This is a genomic window from Nocardioides panacisoli, from assembly GCF_019448235.1.
GTDB lineage: Bacteria > Actinomycetota > Actinomycetes > Propionibacteriales > Nocardioidaceae > Nocardioides > Nocardioides panacisoli_A.
Window position 1 is genome coordinate 2,047,986 of the sequence record NZ_CP080409.1, and the last position, 19,113, is coordinate 2,067,098.

19 protein-coding genes and 1 tRNA gene are annotated in these 19,113 nt (G+C 73.4%); 6 read left to right on the top strand and 14 right to left on the bottom strand.

The window, feature by feature from the left end:
• Window positions 1-88 precede the first annotated feature (88 nt).
• Window positions 89-2,227, top strand: coding sequence for a S8 family serine peptidase (locus KUV85_RS10000; protein ID WP_219959745.1), 2,139 nt, complete (start codon window positions 89-91; stop codon window positions 2,225-2,227).
• 27 nt (window positions 2,228-2,254) lie between these two features.
• On the opposite strand, the gene KUV85_RS10005 is transcribed toward KUV85_RS10000, so the two are convergent.
• Window positions 2,255-3,217 carry an FHA domain-containing protein gene (locus KUV85_RS10005; protein WP_219959746.1) on the bottom strand — a complete coding sequence of 321 codons (963 nt, stop codon included), beginning with the start codon at window positions 3,215-3,217 and terminating at the stop codon, window positions 2,255-2,257.
• Between the two features lie 72 nt (window positions 3,218-3,289).
• Here KUV85_RS10005 and KUV85_RS10010 point away from each other — a divergent pair, with 72 nt between their 5' ends.
• The gene (locus tag KUV85_RS10010) at window positions 3,290-5,539 is read left to right on the top strand and encodes a helicase-associated domain-containing protein (protein ID WP_219959747.1); all 2,250 of its coding nucleotides are present in this window, start codon (window positions 3,290-3,292) and stop codon (window positions 5,537-5,539) included.
• 10 nt (window positions 5,540-5,549) lie between these two features.
• On the opposite strand, the gene KUV85_RS10015 is transcribed toward KUV85_RS10010, so the two are convergent.
• Window positions 5,550-6,401 carry an SCO6745 family protein gene (locus tag KUV85_RS10015; protein WP_219959748.1) on the bottom strand — a complete coding sequence of 284 codons (852 nt, stop codon included), beginning with the start codon at window positions 6,399-6,401 and terminating at the stop codon, window positions 5,550-5,552.
• A gap of 95 nt (window positions 6,402-6,496) precedes the next feature.
• Between KUV85_RS10015 and KUV85_RS10020 the strand changes: the two genes are divergently transcribed.
• Complete coding sequence (locus tag KUV85_RS10020) at window positions 6,497-8,164, top strand: DNA repair helicase XPB (protein ID WP_219959749.1); 1,668 nt, start codon at window positions 6,497-6,499, stop codon at window positions 8,162-8,164.
• Between the two features lie 15 nt (window positions 8,165-8,179).
• Here the strand turns inward: KUV85_RS10020 and KUV85_RS10025 are convergent, their stop codons facing one another.
• Together KUV85_RS10025 and KUV85_RS10030 are read right to left on the bottom strand one after the other, a co-directional pair.
• Window positions 8,180-8,755: a hypothetical protein gene (locus KUV85_RS10025; protein WP_219959750.1), complete on the bottom strand. Its 576-nt coding sequence runs from the start codon at window positions 8,753-8,755 to the stop codon at window positions 8,180-8,182.
• Between the two features lie 52 nt (window positions 8,756-8,807).
• A complete protein-coding gene (locus KUV85_RS10030; RefSeq protein ID WP_425299337.1) occupies window positions 8,808-9,104 on the bottom strand; it encodes a chorismate mutase in 297 nt (98 codons plus the stop codon).
• Between the two features lie 78 nt (window positions 9,105-9,182).
• Between KUV85_RS10030 and KUV85_RS10035 the strand changes: the two genes are divergently transcribed.
• Window positions 9,183-9,797, top strand: a complete 615-nt coding sequence (locus tag KUV85_RS10035) for an HD domain-containing protein (RefSeq protein WP_219959752.1) — start codon at window positions 9,183-9,185, stop codon at window positions 9,795-9,797.
• Here the strand turns inward: KUV85_RS10035 and KUV85_RS10040 are convergent.
• The 3 genes from KUV85_RS10040 to KUV85_RS10050 are packed head-to-tail and all read right to left on the bottom strand — an operon-like array spanning window position 9,771 to window position 11,216.
• The gene (locus KUV85_RS10040; protein WP_219959753.1) at window positions 9,771-10,031 is read right to left on the bottom strand and encodes a DUF4031 domain-containing protein; all 261 of its coding nucleotides are present in this window, start codon (window positions 10,029-10,031) and stop codon (window positions 9,771-9,773) included. The genes KUV85_RS10035 and KUV85_RS10040 overlap by 27 nt on opposite strands.
• Entirely contained in the window at window positions 10,028-10,843 is an 816-nt protein-coding gene (locus tag KUV85_RS10045) for a hypothetical protein (RefSeq protein WP_219959754.1), read from the bottom strand. The genes KUV85_RS10040 and KUV85_RS10045 overlap by 4 nt, the downstream gene beginning before the upstream one ends.
• Before the next feature lies 1 nt (window position 10,844).
• Window positions 10,845-11,216: a hypothetical protein gene (locus tag KUV85_RS10050; RefSeq protein WP_219959755.1), complete on the bottom strand. Its 372-nt coding sequence runs from the start codon at window positions 11,214-11,216 to the stop codon at window positions 10,845-10,847.
• Window positions 11,217-11,370: 154 nt separating this feature from the next.
• Here KUV85_RS10050 and KUV85_RS10055 point away from each other — a divergent pair, with 154 nt between their 5' ends.
• Entirely contained in the window at window positions 11,371-11,985 is a 615-nt protein-coding gene (locus tag KUV85_RS10055) for an alpha-ketoglutarate-dependent dioxygenase AlkB (RefSeq protein WP_219959756.1), read from the top strand.
• Window positions 11,986-12,009: 24 nt separating this feature from the next.
• On the opposite strand, the gene KUV85_RS10060 is transcribed toward KUV85_RS10055, so the two are convergent.
• The 7 genes from KUV85_RS10060 to KUV85_RS17635 all read right to left on the bottom strand — a co-directional run bounded on the left by KUV85_RS10060 (window position 12,010) and on the right by KUV85_RS17635 (window position 17,418).
• Window positions 12,010-12,819: a 3'(2'),5'-bisphosphate nucleotidase CysQ gene (locus tag KUV85_RS10060; protein ID WP_219959757.1), complete on the bottom strand. Its 810-nt coding sequence runs from the start codon at window positions 12,817-12,819 to the stop codon at window positions 12,010-12,012.
• Window positions 12,820-12,883: 64 nt separating this feature from the next.
• A complete protein-coding gene (pth, locus tag KUV85_RS10065; RefSeq protein ID WP_219959758.1) occupies window positions 12,884-13,474 on the bottom strand; it encodes an aminoacyl-tRNA hydrolase in 591 nt (196 codons plus the stop codon).
• Window positions 13,475-13,627: 153 nt separating this feature from the next.
• Window positions 13,628-14,290 carry a 50S ribosomal protein L25/general stress protein Ctc gene (locus KUV85_RS10070; RefSeq protein ID WP_219959759.1) on the bottom strand — a complete coding sequence of 221 codons (663 nt, stop codon included), beginning with the start codon at window positions 14,288-14,290 and terminating at the stop codon, window positions 13,628-13,630.
• Between the two features lie 207 nt (window positions 14,291-14,497).
• A complete protein-coding gene (locus KUV85_RS10075) occupies window positions 14,498-15,478 on the bottom strand; it encodes a ribose-phosphate diphosphokinase (RefSeq protein ID WP_219959760.1) in 981 nt (326 codons plus the stop codon).
• 78 nt (window positions 15,479-15,556) lie between these two features.
• A complete protein-coding gene (gene glmU, locus KUV85_RS10080) occupies window positions 15,557-17,035 on the bottom strand; it encodes a bifunctional UDP-N-acetylglucosamine diphosphorylase/glucosamine-1-phosphate N-acetyltransferase GlmU (RefSeq protein ID WP_219959761.1) in 1,479 nt (492 codons plus the stop codon).
• Between the two features lie 37 nt (window positions 17,036-17,072).
• Window positions 17,073-17,154: transfer RNA gene (locus KUV85_RS10085), tRNA-Gln, on the bottom strand.
• A gap of 141 nt (window positions 17,155-17,295) precedes the next feature.
• Window positions 17,296-17,418: a hypothetical protein gene (locus tag KUV85_RS17635; RefSeq protein ID WP_273543985.1), complete on the bottom strand. Its 123-nt coding sequence runs from the start codon at window positions 17,416-17,418 to the stop codon at window positions 17,296-17,298.
• Between the two features lie 315 nt (window positions 17,419-17,733).
• Here KUV85_RS17635 and KUV85_RS10090 point away from each other — a divergent pair, with 315 nt between their 5' ends.
• Window positions 17,734-19,104 (top strand): helix-turn-helix domain-containing protein, encoded by a 1,371-nt coding sequence (locus tag KUV85_RS10090; protein WP_219959762.1) that lies wholly within the window; start codon window positions 17,734-17,736, stop codon window positions 19,102-19,104.
• The last annotated feature ends 9 nt before the right edge of the window (window positions 19,105-19,113 follow it).

A 19,113-nucleotide genomic window follows, 5' to 3' on the forward strand; every position in this document is an offset into this window, starting at 1 on the left:
CGGCCGGCTGTTGTGGGGATCTTGTGCACTCCCCCGTCCCATGCGTCACAATGGATGGCTCGTGGGGACCAGACGAACGGGGAGGACCATGACGCGCAGCCCGGGCACGCGCGCGCTCGCGCGCCGCACGCGGACCATGCCGTGGCCCGCCCTCGCCTCGGTGCTCGTGGCGCTGCTGGCGGTCGGACTCCTCCCGGCCCAGGCCGGGGGCGCCGCCCCGCACGCAGGCGACGAGCCCTCGCTGACGCTGGTGACCCTGACCGGTCCCGGTCTGGCCGGGCTCGACGGCGAGGAGTCCGCCGACGACGCCCGGCAGCGCATGCGGCGTGACCAGGACCAGCTGCTCGCGGCCGTCGACGCCCCCACGCCGGTCTACCGCTGGACCGATGCCCTCAACGGCTTCGCCGTCGAACTCGACGCCGAGCAGGCCCGGACCCTCGCCGGCAATCCGCGGGTCGCGCTCGTGGAGGAGAACGAGGTGCGCTCCCTCACGGCGCTGTCCTCCTCCCACGCCACCGCCGCAGCAACGTCCGCCGCACCGGCCCCCGGCGGCGCCGGCACCGTCATCGGCTTCGTCGACTCCGGCATCGACCCCGGCAACCGCGCCTTCTCCGACGTCGCCCCGCTCGGGCCGGACCCCCGCTACCGCGGTGAGTGCACCGGCGCGGCGGAGGACGGCTCCTGGAAGGCCACCGCCTGCGGCGCGAAGCTGGTCGGCGCGCAGTACTTCGTCGACGGCTTCGGTGCCGACGGCGTCCGCTCCGGCGACTCGCTCTCCCCCCGCGACACCGCCGGCCACGGCACCCAGATGGCCTCGATCGCGGCCGGCAACTCCCAAGTCCCGGTCCGGGTCGACGGAGACGGGATGGGACGCCGGTCCGGCGCCGCCCCGCGGGCCCGCATCGCGGCGTACAAGGCCTGCTGGAGCGCCCCCGACCCCGACGACGACGGCTGCGCGACCGCCGACCTGGTCGCCGCCATCGACCGCGCCACCGCCGACCGGGTCGACGTGCTCAACCTCGCGGTCGCCGGCCCCGGCAAGATCGACACCGTCGAGCGCGCACTGCTCGGCGCAGCCGAGGCAGAGGTCGTCGTGGTCGGCGCAGCCGGCAACGACGGCGACGACGCCTACGCCGCCCACCCCGCACCGTGGGTCCTCACCGTCGGCGCCACCTCCGGCGACGTCCGTGCCGGAGTGGTCGAGGCCGGACCGCACACCCTCCACGGCCGGATGGCCTCGGGGACGTCGGTCACAGGTGCCCGCGTCGTGCACGCCGCCGACGTCGCGGCCCCCGGCGCGAGCGTCCGTGACGCGCGGGTCTGCCGCGACGGCAGCCTCGACGCCAGTGAAGTCGCCGGCGCCGTGGTCATCTGCGAGCGGGGCGCCACGGCCCGCGTCGCGAAGTCCGAGGCGGTCGAGCGGGCCGACGGCGTCGGCATGGTGCTGGTCAACAAGGGGACCGGCTCGGTCAACGCCGACCTGCACGCCGTCCCCACCGTGCACCTGCGCGAGAGCGCCGGCCGGACCCTGTCCCGCTGGGTGCGCTCGAGCAAGGACGCCCGGATCGACCTCGAGGCGCGCGGCACCGTGCGGCGTACGCCGCAGGTCACCGGGTTCAGCAGCGCCGGCAACCCGCGCCTGTCCCTGCTCAAGCCCGACCTGGTCGCGCCCGGGTCGGAGGTGATGGCCGCCGTCCCCGGCGGCTGGGACCTCGCGACCGGCACCTCGGCCTCGGCGGCCCACGTCAGCGGCCTCGCCGCACGCCTGCTCGCACGGCCGGCGTCGGACCCGCAGCAGGTCCGCTCGGCGCTGGTCACCATGGCGCGCCCGGTCCGCGACGCCGGCGTGAGCAAGGCGGGCGCCGGCTCGGCCACGGGTGGCGCGCTGCCTCCGGTGTCGTACCTCGTGCCCGAGCGTCACTACCGCACCTGGCTCGAGGGCGACCGGACGACGGTCAACCAGCCCCACGCGCTGCTCAACGGCAGCCAGTCGCAGGTCGAGCGCACCCTCACCAACACCAGCGACCGCATCGTGCGCGTGCAGGCCTCCACCGAGGGCTTCACCGATCCGGTGCGGGTCTTCCCCTCCTGGGCGGAGCTGGCGCCGGGCGATGCCCTCACCTTCATGGTGACGCTGCCCGAGGACACCGCAGTGGAGCGCGGCACGGTCACCTGGAGCACCGAGGACGGCGAGCGCACGCGCTTGACGGTCGTCTCCGGGCGCTGAGGACCAGCAGGACCCTCCCCGCCGGGCTCAGGAGCCTCCGGGCCCCAGCACCTCGACGCTGACGCCGTCACCGAGGTCGATCACCGCGCCGACCACCAGCGGGACAGCGATGCCCGGCCGCAGGTCGCGCGGCTCCTCGCCGGGAGCGGTGAGGACGGTGCCGTTGGTCGAGCCCATGTCGGTGAGCATCGCCACGGCCTCGCCGGCTCCTCCCGGACGCACCTCGGCGTGGGTGGAGGAGATCTCCTGCAACCGGCTGGGCACGCTGAGCAGCGTCGCCTCCTCGGCGTCGTCACGCGGCCGGGGTGCGCGCCCGATCAGCACCACCCGGTCGATCGCGACGCTCTGGCCATCAGAGCTGCGCAGCATCGGCGCCGGGGCGGGATCGGCCGGCGCCGTGTCGACCGGCACCGCGCCGGTCGGCACCGCGTCGGCCGCAGCCGCGGCGCTCGATACGGCGACCGCGGGCGCGTCGGGCACCGCGGCGAGGTGCGCGCCGCCGCCGGTCCCCCGCTCCGCGGTGATCGGCGTGGTGGGGTGCGCCTCGACGCGACTGACCCGCACCAGGCCGGTGCGGACGGCGTACTCGCGGTCGGCGTCGGGCTCGGCCGCACGGCCACGCGCGGGCAGGTCGACGGTGAGCGAGGTGACGCCGGAGAGGCGGCGTTCGGCCCAGATCGCGTCGTCGGGCCCCTCGATGCGGACCTCGTCGGTGTCACCGGCCGCGCGCACGGCGAGTCCTTCGCCCCGCACGACCACCCGGGTCAGGTCCTCGGAGCGCTCGACGAGCGCGAAGGACGGACACCGGGCGAGGCCGTCGGCCAGGAGGCCGTCGAGCACGTCCTCGACGGTGGCACCACCCTCGACACGGCGCCACACCTCGGCCACCAGCGCGTGGTCCGGGACCGGCAGCGCGATCGTGATCGCGTCACCGAGGACCGCGTACCAGGGTCCCGGACGGTAGGACCACTGCAGGCTGTCGGTGCTCATCGCGCCCCATCCCACCACATCCCGATGCGCCCACCCCGATCCTCGGGGGAGCGGGCTGAGTACGGTGGTCGGGTGTCGGAGGGGACGGGCCACAGATCGCTGGCCGACCAGTTGCGGCAGTGGTCCGATGACCGCCTCGCCGCCCTGCTGACCGCCCGGCCCGACCTGGCCTCCCCCGCGCCGCGGGACTGCAGCCAGCTCGCCTCCCGCGCCGCCGTGCGCAGCTCGATCGCGCGGGCGCTGGACGGGCTCAACCGCGGAGAGCTCTTCGTCCTCGACGCCGTCACCGTTGCCCGGACCACGACGGCTGCGGAGCTGCGCTCCCTGGTGGCGGCCGCACCGGACTTCGTCGACGCTGCCCTCGCGCGGCTGGTGCAGCTCGCGGTGGTGTGGGAGTCGCCGGAGGGCCTCCGCGCACTCAGCATGGTCACCGACTGCCTCGCCGGCGGCGAGGACGGCGGCGTCAGCGGACTGCATCCCCGCTCCACCCGTGACCCCGGCGCCGCGGTGGTCGCCGACCGGCTCGCTGCCCTCTCCCCCGCTGCGCGCGGCCTGCTCGAGCACGTCGTCGGTGAGGGCGGCACCGCCACCGCGGGCCGCGCACGGCGCAACGTCCGTCCCGCGGCCGCCGAGAGCCCGGCCGAGGAGCTCCTGGCCCACGACCTGCTGGTGGCCGACGGCGAGGAGCTGCTCGTGGTGCCCGGCGAGGTCGGGATGTCGCTGCGCGGCGGCACCACGACCACGGCACCGGTCGACGTACCCCCTGACCTCGCCACCGACGACACGAACGCGAGGTTGGCCGCCAACGTGGCGGTGGCGGCAGCCACCGAGTTCGTGCGCCGCGCCGGCGTCCTGCTCGAGACCTGGAGCCACCGCCCACCGGCCGCGCTGCGCTCGGGCGGGCTCGGGGTCCGCGACCTGCGCGCTGCTGCCACCCATCTCGGCGTGACCGAGGCCGAGGCCGCCCTGGTGGTGGAGGTGGTGGTCGCCGCCGGGCTGGCGGCCAGCCGGGCCGACGGCGAGGGCAACCCGGTGTGGGTGCCGACCGACGCGTTCGACACCTGGGCCGCGGCTCCGGTGGCGGACCAGTGGTCCCGCTTGGTCCACGCGTGGTGGACGACGTCACGCGTGCCGGCCCTGGTGGGTGAACGCGACGAGGACGGTCGTGCCCGCAACGCCCTGCTGCCTGACCTGGCCTCGGCCACGGTCGCCGAGACCCGCGCCATGGCGCTGAGCGAGCTCGCGGACCTGCCCGACGGCGTCGGCCTCGCGGCCGGCACCGGCGGCAACAGCCTGCTGGAACGGCTGCGGTGGCAGCGTCCCCGCCGACCGCGTGGGCGGGCCGACGAGGTGGCGTGGACCCTGCAGGAGGCCGAGGCGCTCGGTCTCCTCGGCCGCGGGGTGCTGAGCAGCCAGGGCCGGGCGCTGGTGGCCGGCGAGGACGTCGGAGCGGCCCTCACCGACCAGCTGCCGCCGCCGGTGACCGAGGTGGTGATCCAAGCCGACCTCACCGCGGTCGCACCGGGACCGCTGGCCCCGGACGTGGCGCCGGCCCTGCAGGTGCTCGCCGACGTCGAGTCCCGCGGTGGGGCGACGGTCTACCGCTTCACCGCCGCTTCCGTACGCCGTGCGCTCGACGAGGGCTGGTCGGCAGCGGAAATCCACGACTTCCTCGACTCGGTCTCGGCGACCCCGGTGCCGCAGCCGCTGCGCTACCTCGTCGACGACGCCACCCGCACGTTCGGCCGGCTGCGGGTGGGGCACGCCGACGCCTTCATCCGCTCCGACGACGAGGCCGCCCTGGTCGAGCTGGTGCACCACCCGCAGGCCGACGCGCTCGGGCTGCGGCGGATCGCCCCCACGGTGGTCATCAGCACCACCCCGGTCGACGTGCTGCTGCCCCGGCTGCGCGACCTGGGACTCGCCCCGGTGGTCGAGGCGCCCGACGGCACCCTGCGGGTGGGCCGGGTCGAGGCGCTGCGCGCCCGTACGCCGCGGGACCGGGCTCCCGGCTCCGCGCGCGCCCGGGAGGCCAGCCGTGTCGCCGCGGCCGTGCGGGCCGTCCGGGCCGGCGAGGTCGCCGCCCGCACCGAGCCGGCACGCGCCGTCACGCCCGGCGGCGCCCTCTCAGCGCTGCGGGACGCCGTCGAGCGGGGCAGCACGGTCGTCATCGACTTCACCGACCACCAGGGCGTCATCGGCGAGCGCGTCGTCGAGCCCGAGCGCGTCGAGGGCGGCCAGCTGACGGCGTACGACCGGGCTGCGGACGACACCCGGTCCTTCGCGGTGCACCGCATCCGGTCGGTCCGACCGGCGGAGTGAGCCGCGGGCGTCAGCCGGAGGCGAAGACCGCGGCCGGCAGGGCGTCCTGCTCGAGCACCTGCTGGACCAGGGGCGTGGCCAGCTCGTGGAGCCGCGCCAGGCCCTCGTCCCCGAGGTGAGCCCACGGGGCGAGGTCGAGCTCGTCGGTCGCCACCTCGATGTCGCGACGCAGCTCGCGGCCCTGCTCGGTCAGCGCCCCGTCGGTGTCGAGCAGGCCGCGGTCGACCAGTGCGGCCTCGCCCACCGCCCACTCCTCGTCAGAGTAGCCGCGCGACTTCTTCGCCGCCTCCAGTCGGAAGCCCTTGCCGGTCGCCGTGTGGGTGATGAGCGACTCCAGGCCGCTGAGGCCCGCACGGAGCAGGGTCGCCACATGGCCGTCGCCGCGGTGCTCACGCAGCAGTGAGAGGGCGTGCCAGAACACCAGGTGCGGCTCGTCGGGCCAGTCGAGGTCGGCGTGGCCGGCGTACAACGGTCGCCCCTCGGGGCGGCAGGCCTCGGTCGCCCGCCGCGCGAGGTCGGCCGCCTCGGCCAGTGACTCGGAGGCCAGGACCTCCTCGCCGAGCAGGCGGCGGTAGGAAGCGTCGATGCCGGCGAAGCGCGCGGCGACTGCTGCTCCGGGGGTGGTGGCCTCCCACACCCCGGTCATGGCGTGGGCGACGAGCCCCGGGTGGAAGTTGTGGAACGTGGCCGTCACGGTGCCTGCGCCCACCGCACCCATCGGCGCGGAGCGGGAAACGAAGTAGCGCGCCCTGCCGCGCAGGCCGAGCTCTCCCATCGCCGCGTCGACGTCGGGGCTGAAGTAGCCCAGTGCGTGCAGGGGCTCCAGGGTGCGGGCCGTGCGCTTGGCGGTGCGTGCGTCCATGGCGCCTGTCTACCGCACGCCGCCACCGCACCGACGGGCGCCGTCCCGGTGACGCCGAAGCCGTCGTGCAGCCGCCCGAACCGTAGGCTGGTTCGGTGACCGGCGGACCCCTGATCGTGCAATCGGACAAGTCCCTGCTGCTCGAGGTCGACCACGAGCAGGCAGGTGAGTGTCGTCGCGCCATCGCGCCGTTCGCCGAGCTGGAGCGCTCCCCCGAGCACATCCACACCTACCGGCTGACGCCGCTCGGGCTCTGGAACGCGCGGGCCGCGGGGCACGACGCCGAGCAGGTCGTCGACACCCTGCTGACCTACAGCCGCTACCCGGTGCCGAACGCACTGCTGGTCGACGTCGCGGACACGATGGCGCGCTACGGGCGACTGCGGCTGGAGAAGCACCCCACCCACGGCCTGGTGCTCGCCAGCACCGATCGACCGGTGCTCGAGGAGGTCCTGCGCGCCAAGAAGATCGCCGGGATGCTCGGTGCCCGCATCGACGACGACACCGTGGCGGTGCACCCCAGCGAGCGGGGCAACCTCAAGCAGGCACTGCTCAAGCTCGGCTGGCCGGCCGAGGACTACGCCGGGTACGTCGACGGGGAGGCCCACCCCATCGACCTGGACCAGGCCGACTGGTCGCTGCGCGACTACCAGGCCGAGGCGGCCGAGTCCTTCTGGCACGGCGGCTCCGGCGTGGTGGTGCTGCCGTGCGGCGCGGGCAAGACCCTGGTCGGTGCGGCCGCGATGGCCCACGCCCGGGCGACGACGCTGATCCTGGTGACCAACACCGTGAGCGCCCGGCAGTGGAAGGACGAGCTGGTGCGGCGTACGTCGCTCACCGAGGACGAGATCGGCGAGTACTCCGGCGCGGTGAAGCAGATCCGCCCGGTCACGATCGCCACCTACCAGGTCATCACGACCAAGCGGAAGGGCGTCTACCCGCACCTGGAGCTCTTCGACGCCCGCGACTGGGGCCTCATCGTCTACGACGAGGTGCACCTGCTGCCGGCGCCGATCTTCCGCATGACCGCGGACCTGCAGGCCCGGCGCCGCATCGGGCTCACCGCCACTCTGGTGCGCGAGGACGGCCGCGAGGGCGACGTGTTCTCCCTCATCGGCCCCAAGCGCTACGACGCACCGTGGAAGGACATCGAGGCGCAGGGCTGGATCGCGCCGGCCGACTGCGTCGAGGTGCGGGTGACGCTGCCGGAGTCCTCCCGGATCACCTACGCCACCGCCGAGCCCGAGGAGCGCTACCGGCTCGCGGCCTGCACGCGGGAGAAGGTCGACGTCGTACGCCGGCTGGTGGCGCACCACGCCGACCAGCCGACGCTGGTGATCGGGCAGTACCTGGACCAGCTCACCGAGCTGGGCGAGGAGTTCGACGCGCCGGTCATCACCGGCGACACCACGGTCCGGGAGCGTCAGCGGCTCTTCGACGCCTTCCGCTCCGGGGAGCTCGGCCTGCTCGTGGTGAGCAAGGTGGCCAACTTCTCCATCGACCTGCCCAGTGCCGAGGTCGCGATCCAGATCTCGGGCTCGTTCGGCTCCCGCCAGGAGGAGGCGCAGCGGCTGGGGCGCCTGTTGCGGCCGGGCGAGCCGCGCCCGGGCGAGGACCGCAAGGTCGCGCACTTCTACACCGTGGTCGCCCGCGACACCGTCGATGCCGACTTCGCCCAGCACCGACAGCGGTTCCTGGCGGAGCAGGGGTATGCCTACCAGATCACTGACGCCGAGGCGCTGGAGCGAGGTACGAGCGGGTAACGCCGAGGCGTCCGGTCAGCCCGTCGCGGCGGGACAGTGGCTGTCGGCTGTGCCGCGGTAGAGCGTGGCGGTGGGGAGCGCGATGTCACGGTCGCGGCCCCAGGCACGCACGGTGGCGAAGCTGCCCGCCCACAGCACGCTCCCGCGAGCGGTGCACCCGGCGGGCCGGAAGACGACCCGGATCCGCAGTGAGGTGCTGTCACCGGCCGGCAGTGCGACCTCCCCGGTCCAGCGGGCCTCGACGTCGCCGGTCTGCTCGGGGTCGCCGCCGTTGATGGCGTCGACGCGGAAGGCGGCGCCGCCCTCGGGACCGGAGATGGCCTGGTGGAACCCGGTGAGCGTCAGGTCGGTGTCGCCGGTGTTGTGCAGGCGGTAGGCGAGGCGGCACTCCATGCCGGCCTCGAGCGGGATCGCGGGCAACCGGGAACCGGCCCAGCTGGCCGTGCCGACCTCCGTGCCGCCGCACCGCGGCACGCTGGCGTCCACGCGGACGGCATCGGTGGCCTCGGTGGCGATGCCGCGCCACCCGAGCAGGCCGGTGACGAAGAGCAGGATGCCCACGAGGGCGACACCGGCGGCCCGTGAACGCATGGCGCCGATCATTCCAGAGCGGGCTCCGCCCGGTGGTCGTTTCGCGCGATCCTCAGTCGCCGGAGCTGGTGAACTGCTGGTGGTTGCGGATGACCTCGGCGATGATCACGTTGAGGATCTGCTCGGCGAAGTGCGGGTCGAGTCCGGACGTCTCGGCCATGGAGCGCAGGCGCTCGATCTGCACGGCCTCGCGGTCGGGGTCGGCCGGTGGCATGCCCGCCCGCGCCTTCAGGCGACCGACCTGCTCGGTGCACTTGAACCGTTCGGCGAGCAGGTGCACCAGGGCGGCGTCGAGGTTGTCGATGCTGGCGCGCAGCGCGAGCAGCTCGGCACGGGCGTCGTCAGTCACGGGTCCCATCCTCCCCGATGCCGCTGCGTCGGGGCGACCCCCTCCCGGCCCGCGGACGCGATGGGTTTCAATGGTCCGATGGCTGACCAACCTCCGCCGCCCTGGCCCCTCTCCGACGGAGAGGGGCTGCACGAGGAACTGCTCGCCGCGTGGCGCGACGAGCACCGCGGCTACCACGACCTCGCCCACCTGACCGCCGTGCTCGCCCGGCTCGACGAGCTGGCCGCCGCCGGGACGGCGTACGACGACCTGCCGGTGCGGCTCGCGGCGTGGTTCCACGACGCGGTGTACGACGGGGAGCGGGATGCCGAGGAGCGGTCGGCCGCCTGGGCCGAGGAGGCGCTGCCGGGGCTGGTGGACGAGGCCACGGTCGCGGAGGTGGCCCGCCTGGTGCGAGTGACCGAGGAGCACCGGCCGGCCGAGGACGACGCCAACGGCTGCGCGCTCTCCGACGCGGACCTGGCGATCCTGGCGGCCCCGCGCGAGCAGTACGACGCCTACGTGGCGGCGGTCCGGACCGAGTACGCCGACCTGCCCGACGAGGTGTTCAACCGTGGCCGGGCGGACGTGCTGCGCTCGCTGGCCGAGAAGCCGCGGCTCTTCCACACCGCGCACGCGACGGCCCGCTGGGAGGCCCCGGCGCGGGAGAACCTGGAGCGCGAGCTGTCAGGTCGCACCGCGGCGACGGCGTAGTCCGGCCTCCCGGAGCCGCGCGACGAGCTCGCGGGAGCTGACCGGCTCGGCGCCGGCGGCGACCACGGCGTCGTACCACTCGGCGGGGATGTCGTAGTGGTCCCGGTCGAACCCGCGCGCGGGGATGGCGAGCCGCTCGGCGAAGAGGTGCAGCTCCTCGTAGTCGCTGTCACTGGCCAGGTGCGACCACAGGCGCCCGTATCCCTCGGTGTGCGGCGGGTCGATGAGGATCACGGCCCCGAGCCTAGGGCGTGGGCACGCGCGGCATCGGAGAACAGGTCCGCGAACTCCAGCAGGTCCTCCAGGCGCGCCCGCTGCTCGGCCACCCAGCCGCGGACGTCGCCCTGCACCGAGAGCAGGAAGTCCACGATCTCCAGCACGCGTTGCACGTCGTCGATGATGTCGGTCACCGCGTCGAAGCCGTGCAGCAGGAAGTCGGTGGCGAAGGCCGCCGCCCCGATGGGTCCGCAGACGCGCGCGAGCAGCTTGGTGAGCAGCCACCGGCCGCGCTCGCAGAGCTCCATCACGAGCTCCTCGACCTCGATCGCGAGCCGTTCGCTGTACTCGGCGATCTCGGTGAAGACGACGTCGCCGTGCGCGATCAGCTCCCCGGCGCCGCGTGCGATCGCGGCGTGGGCGTTGAGCCGCAGGAGGTACGCCGTCGCGGCCGCACCGCCCCAGCGCGGGTCGACGGCGAGCGAGAGCCGGGCGACGTTCCCGGCGTAGGTCGCGAGGCAGTCGCGCATCTGGCGGACCGCAGCGGCGTTCTGCCGGATCGTGAGGTAGTCGCCGGTGAGCGGCATGACCAGCAGCTCCTCGAGACTGCCCTCGGGCAGGCGCCGCAGCCCGGCGCCGACGTGGTTGAGCGCGTCGATGCCGAGGTTGATGCCGTCACGCAACGTGGAGAGGCCCGCATCGAGTGCCACGAACTCTGCGTCGTGGCGCAGCACGGCATCACCGCGGGCGGGCGTGGCCAGGGTGAGTGGCTCCGCGTCCAGCAGGCCGCCGCGACCGGTGGCGGTGGCCAGGAGGTGCGGCTCGGCCACCTCAGGCCACCACGGGGAGCGCGTCGGCCACCCGCTGGTCCAGTGCCTGCATCTCACCGGTGACCGCGGTGACCGCGGCGGCGAGGTCGTCCCACTCCCGGTGGACGAGCCCCTCGGCGGCCCCGATCGCCTCCTCCAGCCAGTCGAGGAACTCCCCCAGCGGCTGGAGCAGGCAGACCGGGCTGGGCGCGAAGCCGTCCTTGTTGCACGCCCAGGTGCGGGCGTGGTCGCCCAGGCGGCGGAACTGCTCGTCGAGCGCGGCCATGTCCTCGCGCAGGCCGGCGAGGTCGGTCCAGGACGTCACGTCGATGACGCCGTCGGTGACGACCCCGGCGGCGGCGTCGGCGAGCGCAGTGGTGGCGGTGTCGGGCATCGGTGCCTCCTCAGTGGAGCGGACGGGAGGCTCACCGTGCCCCGTGCGACGGCCGCCGGCAACCGACCGGACGCGTGCCTGTGGACAGCCGCCGTACGCCGACCCCGCGGCGCGTCGTACGAACACCTGTTCGAAGGGGTCCTAGGCTGACGGGGTGGACTTCCAGAGCACGCTCTTCGCCGACACCGACTGCCGCGACCTGTCCTTCGCCGAGGTGGAGCACCGCGACCTCGGGGACGGCGCCTGGCTGGAGGTCGTGCGCGACTGGCTGCCGGAGGCGGACGAGGTCTTCGCGACCCTGGAGCGGGACGTGCCGTGGCGCACGGAGCGTCGGCAGATGTATGACCGGGTGGTCGACGTCCCGCGGCTCACCTACACCTACATGATCGGCGAGCCGCTCCCCCACGCCGGCCTGGAGGACGCGCGCGAGGCGCTCTCGGACCACTACGAGTCCCGCCTGGGCGAGCGGTTCCGCACCGCAGGGTGCTGCTACTACCGCGACGGTCGCGACAGCGTCGCCTGGCACGGCGACACCATCGGGCGGGGCGCCACGCACAACACGATGGTCGCGATCGTCTCCATCGGCGACCCGCGCCGCCTGGCCCTGCGGCCACGTGGCGGCGGGGACGCCCTCTCGGTCGAGATGGGCCACGGGGACCTGGTGGTGATGGGGGGCAGCTGCCAACGCACCTGGGAGCACGCCGTCCCGAAGGTCGCCGGCGCCGGGCCGCGGATCTCGGTGCAGTTCCGCCCGTTCAACGTGTTCTGACCCCGCACCGTGGGCCCACGCGGGTCAGTCGGTGCCGTGGGCGGCGACGAAGTCCAGGATCGGCCGCGCCAGCTCCGGGCGGCACACGATGAGGTCGGGGAGGTACACCTCGGACTGGTTGTAGCGCAGCGGCGCGCCGTCCACCCGTGAGGTGTGCAGGCCCGCCGCACGCGCCACCGCCACCGGGGCGGCGGAGTCCCACTCGTACTGCCCGCCGGCGTGGACGTAGGCGTCGGCGACGTCGCGCACCACCGACATGACCTTCACGCCGGCCGAGCCCATCGGGACCAGCTCGGCGCCCAGCTCCTCGGCGAGCGCCTCGACGAAGGCGGGCGGCCGGCTGCGGGAGACCGCGATGCGGGGCGGCTGGCCCGCGCGGTGCTCGCTCCCGTCCAGGCCTGGTACGACGGGTGGTTGGCCGGTGTTGAACGTCTCGCCCAGCGCGGGCTGGCCGACGGCGCCGGCGACCATGTCGCCGCCCTGCCACAGTCCGACGTGGACCGCCCAGTCATCGCGTGGCGGTTCGGAGAACTCGCGGGTGCCGTCCAGCGGGTCCACGATCCACACCCGCTCCGCATCGAGCCTGAGGTCCTTGTCGGCAGCACTCTCCAGCGCCTCCTCGGACAGCACCGCGTCCGAGGGCCGGTGCTCGCCCAGCAGGCGCATCAGCAGCTCGTGGGCGGCGGCGTCGCCGGCGTCCTTGAGCTCCTTGCCCGCCAGGCCCTGCTCACGGACCTCCAGCAAGCGCTGACCGGCCGCCTCGGCGAGCCAGACGGCGAGACGGTGGTCGTCGGCGACGACGTCGGGCGCGGGGGTTCCGGGATCGAAAGTCACGGACCGCACCCTATCGAGCCGGTGGGGACGCTCGGCGGCGAAGTCCGCGCCGCGCACCCGCGCGTCAGGAGTTGAAGCGCTGCTGGGTGGTGGGGAGGCCCTCGGCGACGAGCGACTCGACGGCGTCGGCCGCACTGTCGACCTGGAAGGGGAGCTCCTTGCGTTCGACCTTGGAGTAGTCCGAGAGCACGAAGTCGGCCACGTCCTGCCGACCGGGCGGCCGCCCCACGCCGGCGCGCACGCGGTAGAAGTCGCCGGTGCCGAAGGAGGACCGCAGCGAGCGCAGCCCGTTGTGGCCGTTGTCGCCGCCGCCGAGCTTGATCCGGAGCGTGCCGAAGTCGATGTCGATCTCGTCGTGGATCGCGACCAGGTGGTCCGGGTCGACCTTGTAGAAGCCGGCCAGCTCCTTGATCGGGCCGCCGACGGTGTTCATGTAGCCACGGGACCTGGCCAGCACCACCCGGGGGCCCGGGACGCCCGGTGCGCCGAGGCGGCCCTCGACCACCTCGGCACGCCGGGACTTGTGGGCACGGAAGGAGCCGCCCATGCGCTGGGCGAGCTCGTCGACGACCATGTGGCCGATGTTGTGGCGATGACCGGCGTACCCGGGGCCGGGGTTGCCCAGGCCCACCACGAGCCAGACCTCCTCAGTCATCGCGCCCCTCCTCGGAGCCGTCGTCCGCGGCGGAGCCGTCGGCCCCGTCGCTGGTGTCAGGGCGCGGCGGTCGGGCAGGAGGAGCGACATCCCCCGCACCGCGTGCGGGGGATATCAACCGACCCAGGAACCACCGGAGCCGGCCGGCGAAGCTCACTCGTTGTCGCCGCCCTCGGAGTCGTCGCCGCCCTCGGAGTCGCCACCCTCGGACTCCTCGTCGGCGGCGTCCTCGGCGCCCTCCTCGCCCTCCTCGGGCTCGGGCTCCGGCTCCTCGTAGACCTCGGTGACGTGCACGATGAGGTCGTCGGGGTCGGTGTAGAGGGTCGAGCCCTCGGGCAGCACCAGGTCGCGGGCGAAGATCTGGGCACCGATCTCGGCACCCTCGACGTCGACCTCGATGTACTCGGGGATGTGGGTCGCCTCGGCCTCGATCTCCACGGCCTGCACCTCGGCCATCGCGACGCCCTCGGCCTCGGCGACCTCGCCCACGACGTGGATCGGGACGTCGACGTGGACCTTCTGGCCACGCTTCACGGTGACGAAGTCGATGTGCTCGATGATGCGCAGGATCGGCGAGGCCTGCACCTGCTTGGTCAGCGCGAGCTGGTCCTTGCCCTCGATCTCGATCTCGAGCAGGGCGTTCGCGCCGCCGTGCTTGAGCGCCATCTGGGTGTCGTGGCCGGGCAGGGTCAGGTGGACGGGGTCGTTGCCGTGGCCGTAGACGACGGCCGGGATCTTGCCCTCGCGGCGGATGCGGCGGGCCGCGCCCTTGCCGAACTCGGTGCGGACTTCTGCCTTGATGCGCTCGGTCGCCATGGCGATTGCTCCTCTGGTGGTGGTCGATGGGGCCCGGGACGAGGAAACGCCGCGGCCGTGTCCGTCATCGGGCAGGCGCGCGGCGTCGTACGTCGAACGCGGGCCCAGTCGATCACGGAGTCACAGCAGTGCTCCCTCGCCGAGGCAACCCGACAACTCTACGGCGGCCCGGCCGGATCATGCCAATCGCGGCGGCGGTGCGGCAGGTCAGGCGTGGCCGTCGAACATCGAGGTCACCGAGCCGTCCTCGAAGACCTCGCGGATCGCGCGGGCGAGCATCGGCGCGATCGAGAGGGTGGTGAGCTTGTCGAACTGCTTGTCGGCCGGCAGCGGGAGGGTGTTGGTGATGACGACCTCCTGCGCCGCGCTGTTCTTGAGCCGGTCCACCGCGGGGTCGGAGAAGATCGCGTGGGTGGCGGCGATGATCACGCCGGCCGCGCCCTCGGCCATGAGCGCCTCGGCGGCCTTCACGATGGTGCCGCCGGTGTCGATCATGTCGTCGGTGAGGATGCAGATGCGGCCCTCGACCTCGCCGACGACGCGGTTGGCGACGGTCTCGTTGGGCCGGTCGATGTCGCGGGTCTTGTGGATGAAGGCCAGCGGTACGCCGCCCAGGCGCGCCGACCAGCGCTCGGCCACCTTGATCCGGCCGGCGTCGGGCGAGACGACGGCGAGCGGCTGGCTGCCGTACTTGTCCTGGATGTAGTCGGTGAGCAGCGGCAGCGCCATCAGGTGGTCGACGGGTCCGTCGAAGTAGCCCTGCAGCTGGTCGGCGTGGAGGTCCACCGAGATCACCCGGTCGGCACCGGCGGTCTTGAACAGGTCCGCCATCAGTCGGCCCGAGATGGGCTCACGGCCGCGGTGCTTCTTGTCCTGGCGGCTGTAGCCCCAGAACGGCATCACGACGGTGATGCGCTTGGCCGAGGCACGCTTGAGCGCGTCGACCATGATCAGGTGCTCCATGATCCACTGGTTGATCGGCGCGGTGTGGCTCTGGATGACGAACGCGTCGCAGCCGCGCACCGACTCCTCGTAGCGGACGTAGATCTCGGAGTTGGCGAAGTCATAGGCAGACGTCGGCACGAGGGGGGTGCCGAGGATCTCGGCGACCTCGTCGGCCAGTTCGGGGTGTGCGCGGCCCGTGAAGACCATCAGATTCTTCTCGGTGGTGCGCTGGATTCCCGTCACGCGTGACTCCTGGTGTCGCCGGCCGCCGTCGTCGTCGGTCGATTCTGCCGCCTCGGGACGGCGTTGCCCAAGTCCGGGTCAGTCCGCGGACCCGTCGGCGCCGTGGGGACCGTTTTCGCCGGCCTCCCGGGCGGCGCGCGCCGCGTCGCCCTGCGGGGTGTCGGCCCGCTTGCGCTCGGCCCAGCCCTCGAGGTTGCGCTGGCGCGCGGCGCTGAGCCCGAGCGCGCCGGGCGGGACGTCGTTGCGGATCACTGCGCCCGCCCCGGTGCCCGCACCGTCGCCGATGTGGACCGGTGCGACGAAGGTGTTGTTCGAGGCCGTGCGCGCGTGACGACCGACCGTGGTCCGGTGCTTGGCCACGCCGTCGTAGTTGGCGAAGATCGTGCCGGCGCCGATGTTGGTGCCCTCCCCGATCTCGGCGTCGCCGACGTAGGACAGGTGGGGCACCTTCGCGCCGGGGCCGATGTCGGCGGCCTTGGTCTCCACGAACGCGCCGATCTTGCCGCCGTCGCCCAGCCGGGTGCCCGGGCGCAGGTAGGAGAACGGGCCGACGGTGGCCCCGGCGCCGATGACGGCCAGCTGGCCGTGCGTGCGTACGACGCGCGCACCGCTGCCGATCTCGCAGTCCTCCAGCGTGGTGTCGGGACCGATCACGGCGTCCTCGGCGACGCTGGTGGCGCCGAGGAGCTGGGTGCCGGGGAGGATCGTGACGTCGGCGGCGAGCTCGACGTCGGCGTCGATCCACGTGGTGGTGGGATCCATGACCGTGACGCCCTCCCGCATCCAGTCCTCGAGGATGCGGCGGTTGAGCTGGCGGCCGAGCTCGGCGAGCTGGACCCGGTCATTGGCCCCCTCGGTCTGGCCGACGTCGTCGATCGGATGGGCGGTGACGGTCTGGCCGTCGTCGCGCGCGAGCTGCACCGCGTCGGTGAGGTAGTACTCGCCCTTGGCGTTGTCGTTGCCGATGCGCTCGATCACCTCACGCAGGAAGCCGGCCTCGAAGGCGAGGATCCCGGAGTTGATCTCGCAGATCGCGCGCTGCTCGGCCGTGGCGTCCTTCTCCTCCACGATGGCCAGCACCTCGTCCTCGCCGTCCCGGACGATGCGGCCGTAGCCGAACGGGTCGGGAACGACACCGGAGAGGATGCTCACCGCGGCCTGGGCGGCGTGGTGCTCGGCGGCGAAGCGCGTGAGGCTGGCGCCGGTGAGCAGCGGAGTGTCGCCGGTGGCGACCAGGACGGTGCCCTCCTCGGGCAGGTCGTCGGCGTCGGCGAGGGCGGCGAGTGCGGCGCGGACCGCGTCCCCGGTGCCGTGCTGCTCCTCCTGGACCGCGAGCACGACGTCGTCGTGCAGGTCGCGGATGTGGTCACCGACCAGCTCGCGCTGGTGGCCCACCACGGCGACGACCCGCGCGGGTCGGGCGCTGCGCACCGCCGCCAGGACGTGCCCGATCATGCTGCGACCGGCCAAGGAGTGGAGCACCTTGGGCGTCTTGGACTTCATCCGCGTGCCGCCCCCGGCGGCCAACACGATGACGGTCAACTGGTCGCTCGTCACGCTTCCCCATCCTTCTCGCCACGGCTGTCGGCCGGCATGGCTCCCCGGGTAGGAGTCGAACCTACGTCGCTTGTCCTGATTCAAAGTCAGGCGGGCCCTGCCGACAGACCAACCGGGGATCGCTCACCAACCCTAGACGTGAGTCGGGCCCTGGACATGGGTCGGGGGGGGCAGTCGATCTGCCCCGCCCGATCATTGACGGCTCTCGGTCCGGTCGGCCGCCCCGAGCTTGCGGCCGACCGGACCGAGAGACGAGCCCTCTAGCAGCAGTGCTCGGTCGTGTTGGTCTTCACGACGGGCGCCGCCGCGGCCGGCGAAACCGGAGCCACCGCTGTCACGAACGCCACGGCCATTGCTGCCACTGCCAACTTGGTCTTGGTCACGGTTCCACTCCTGAGTTGTGTGAGGCTGGTGCCGACCCGGGAACCGACAAGGACTATGTCACATTTCGGCTTGCCTAGTTGTCAAATCCCGATCAGTGTACCTATTCTTGGTGCTCAGTTGTAGAGGCAAAAGCGCGAGGACGATGTCTCCCTCATGTCGCGTCGGAGCGCCCGCCCCTGCAGCATCCCGGGAAGTCCCCCCAAGTCCCGGGCAGATGGCCCCCAGGCCTCCGGCACCCCCCGCCGGAGCGGGGGCCATCTCCAGTTGGATGAACATTTGACAAACTTGCCTGTGGTTGTGTCACAATCTGGTCCATGCGCGTCAGTCACGCCGATCGCCTGCGCACGATCGACTCGGGAGAACTCGGCTCACGCCTGCGCCGAGCACGGTTGGCGAGCGGATTGACCCAGACCGAGCTGGCCGGCGAGGACATCTCCGTGGGCTACGTCTCCCGGATCGAGACCGGCGACCGGCGTCCCAAGCTCGACGTCCTCACCACGCTCGCCGAGCGCCTCGACGCCCGGCTGGACGACCTGCTCCACGACGCGGGCGCCCAGGACCGCGAGGAGATCCGCCTCGGCCTCGACTACGTTCAGCTCGCGCTGGAGACCGGCGAGTCCCGCGAGGCCGAGCAACAGGCCCGCACCCTGCGCGCCCGTGCGGCAGAGATCGACTCCGCGGACCTCGCCCACCGCGCCACCTACCTCCACGCCCGCGCCCTGGAGGCGCTCGGCGACGTCGACGCCGCAATCACCGGCCAGGAGGACGTGGTCGCCCAAGGCTCTGGCCTGGTGGTCCTCGAGGCGGCGATCGCCCTGTGCCGCTGCCTGCGCGAGACCGGTGACTTCACGCTCGCCATCGAGTCCGGCGAGGCCGTGCTCGCGGGCCTGGACGAGTCCGGCCTGGCCCACACCGACGAGGCGGTCCAGCTGGCCGCCACGACGGCCTCGGCGTACGTCGAGCGGGGCGACCTGCACCGCGCGATGCGCATCTGCGACGCCGCCCTCTCCCGCGCCGAGGAGGTCGCCACCCCGAAGGCCCGGGCGAGCGCGGCCTGGCAGGCCAGCATCGTGCACTCCCACCGCGGCGACCTGTCCACGGCCACCCGGCTCGCCTCCCGCGCCCTGGCGTTGCTCTCCGAGGGACAGGACCGGCGCAACCTGGTCCGACTGCGGGTCCAGGTGGCGTCGCTGCGCCTGCGCGAGGACCCGTCGCAGGCGGCCTCGGTCATCGCCGACCTCACCGCCGTGCGCGCCGAACAGACCGATTCCAGCGCCTCCCGCATCGAGCGGGCCCGGGCCGGGATGGTCATGGCCCACGCGCACCTGGTCACCGGTGAGCCCGAGCTCGCACTCCACCTCACCGACGAGGCCCGGGAGGCCGCGGGCGACCGCGCCGCCCAGCTCCAGGTCGAGGCCCTCGTCATCCGCGGCCAGGCGTTGACCGCCCTGGGCCGGTCCGAGGAGGCCAGCGCGGCCTACCGCGAGGGCGTCACGCTCCTCACCGGCGCCGGCGCCGACCGTTCCGCGGCCCAGCTGTGGTTCGAGCTCGCCGAGCTGCTCGAGGGCGTCGGCGAGGAGACCGCGGCGCGGCATGCCTACCGCAGCGCGGCGGCATCCACCGGGCTCGTATCCCGCGCCCCCCAGTGGTCGCCGATCACGGCGCCGCCGGCCCCGCTGGCCTGAGACTGCGCG